The organism is Paenisporosarcina sp. NPDC076907, from assembly GCF_050269735.1.
Lineage (GTDB): Bacteria > Bacillota > Bacilli > Bacillales_A > Planococcaceae > Paenisporosarcina.
In genome coordinates, this window is record NZ_JBNNIX010000011.1 from 1 (window position 1) to 2,629 (window position 2,629).

At 52.3% G+C, this 2,629-nt stretch carries 1 rRNA gene; it reads left to right on the forward strand.

Going from position 1 to position 2,629, the window contains the following annotated elements:
• Positions 1-2,577 (forward strand): 23S ribosomal RNA (locus tag ACQKEV_RS17450); the annotation flags it as partial.
• Positions 2,578-2,629 lie beyond the last annotated feature (52 nt).

Genomic DNA, 2,629 nt, shown 5'->3' on the forward strand with positions numbered 1-2,629 from the left:
TCCGCCGCAGCAGGTAATAGCCCTGTAGTCGAAAGTTCGTTCTCTCCTGAGTGGATCCTGAGTACGGCGGAACACGTGAAATTCCGTCGGAATCTGGGAGGACCATCTCCCAAGGCTAAATACTACCTAGTGACCGATAGTGAACCAGTACCGTGAGGGAAAGGTGAAAAGCACCCCGGAAGGGGAGTGAAAGAGATCCTGAAACCGTGTGCCTACAAGTAGTTAGAGCCCGTTAATGGGTGATAGCGTGCCTTTTGTAGAATGAACCGGCGAGTTACGATTGCATGCAAGGTTAAGCTGAGAAGGCGGAGCCGCAGCGAAAGCGAGTCTGAATAGGGCGATAGAGTATGTAGTTGTAGACCCGAAACCAGGTGATCTACCCATGTCCAGGGTGAAGGTAAGGTAACACTTACTGGAGGCCCGAACCCACGCACGTTGAAAAGTGCGGGGATGAGGTGTGGGTAGCGGAGAAATTCCAATCGAACCTGGAGATAGCTGGTTCTCTCCGAAATAGCTTTAGGGCTAGCCTCAATTTTGAGAATCCTGGAGGTAGAGCACTGTTTGGACTAGGGGCCCATCCCGGGTTACCGAATTCAGACAAACTCCGAATGCCAGAGATTTATAATTGGGAGTCAGACTGCGAGTGATAAGATCCGTAGTCAAGAGGGAAACAGCCCAGACCACCAGCTAAGGTCCCCAAGTAATTGTTAAGTGGAAAAGGATGTGGCGTTGCTTAGACAACCAGGATGTTGGCTTAGAAGCAGCCATCATTTAAAGAGTGCGTAATAGCTCACTGGTCGAGTGACGCTGCGCCGAAAATGTATCGGGGCTAAACAATTCACCGAAGCTGTGGATGGATTCCGTATGGAATCCGTGGTAGGAGAGCGTTCTAAGGGCGTTGAAGCTAGACCGGAAGGACTGGTGGAGCGCTTAGAAGTGAGAATGCCGGTATGAGTAGCGAAAGACGGGTGAGAATCCCGTCCACCGAATGACTAAGGTTTCCTGAGGAAGGCTCGTCCGCTCAGGGTTAGTCGGGACCTAAGCCGAGGCCGATAGGCGTAGGCGATGGACAACAGGTTGATATTCCTGTACCACCACTCCACCGTTTGAGTAATGGGGGGACGCAGAAGGATAGGGTAAGCGTACTGTTGGTTATGTACGTTCAAGCAGTAAGGCGTGGAATGAGGCAAATCCCGTTCCTATAACGTTGAGCTGTGATGACAAGGACCATTAGGTCTGAGTTCCTGATTTCACACTGCCAAGAAAAGCCTCTAACGAGGTGGAAGGTGCCCGTACCGCAAACCGACACAGGTAGTCGAGGAGAGAATCCTAAGGTGAGCGAGAGAACTCTCGTTAAGGAACTCGGCAAAATGACCCCGTAACTTCGGGAGAAGGGGTGCTCTATTAGGGTGTTAAAGCCCGAGAGAGCCGCAGTGAATAGGCCCAGGCGACTGTTTAGCAAAAACACAGGTCTCTGCAAAACCGTAAGGTGACGTATAGGGGCTGACGCCTGCCCGGTGCTGGAAGGTTAAGAGGAGTGCTTAGCGCAAGCGAAGGTGCGAATTGAAGCCCCAGTAAACGGCGGCCGTAACTATAACGGTCCTAAGGTAGCGAAATTCCTTGTCGGGTAAGTTCCGACCCGCACGAAAGGCGTAACGATCTGGGCACTGTCTCAACGAGAGACTCGGTGAAATTATAGTACCTGTGAAGATGCAGGTTACCCGCGACAGGACGGAAAGACCCCGTGGAGCTTTACTGTAGCCTGATATTGAATTTTGGTACAACTTGTACAGGATAGGTAGGAGCCTGAGATTCCGGAGCGCCAGCTTCGGAGGAGGCGTCGGTGGGATACTACCCTGGTTGTATTGAACTTCTAACCCTTGCCCCTTAGCGGGGCAGGAGACAGTGTCAGGCGGGCAGTTTGACTGGGGCGGTCGCCTCCTAAAGTGTAACGGAGGCGCCCAAAGGTTCCCTCAGAATGGTTGGAAATCATTCGTAGAGTGTAAAGGCAGAAGGGAGCTTGACTGCGAGACCTACAAGTCGAGCAGGGTCGAAAGACGGGCTTAGTGATCCGGTGGTTCCGCATGGAAGGGCCATCGCTCAACGGATAAAAGCTACCCCGGGGATAACAGGCTTATCTCCCCCAAGAGTCCACATCGACGGGGAGGTTTGGCACCTCGATGTCGGCTCATCGCATCCTGGGGCTGTAGTCGGTCCCAAGGGTTGGGCTGTTCGCCCATTAAAGCGGTACGCGAGCTGGGTTCAGAACGTCGTGAGACAGTTCGGTCCCTATCCGTCGTGGGCGTAGGAAATTTGAGAGGAGCTGTCCTTAGTACGAGAGGACCGGGATGGACACACCGCTGGTGTACCAGTTGTTCTGCCAAGAGCATCGCTGGGTAGCTATGTGTGGCCGGGATAAGTGCTGAAAGCATCTAAGCATGAAGCCCCCCTCAAGATGAGATTTCCCATTACGCAAGTAAGTAAGATCCCTCAAAGACGATGAGGTAGATAGGTTCGAGGTGGAAGCGCGGTGACGTGTGCAGCTGACGAATACTAATCGATCGAGGACTTAACCAAAATGAATTTGAATGGTTTTCAATGACCCGTTTATCCAGTTTTGAGTGAACAA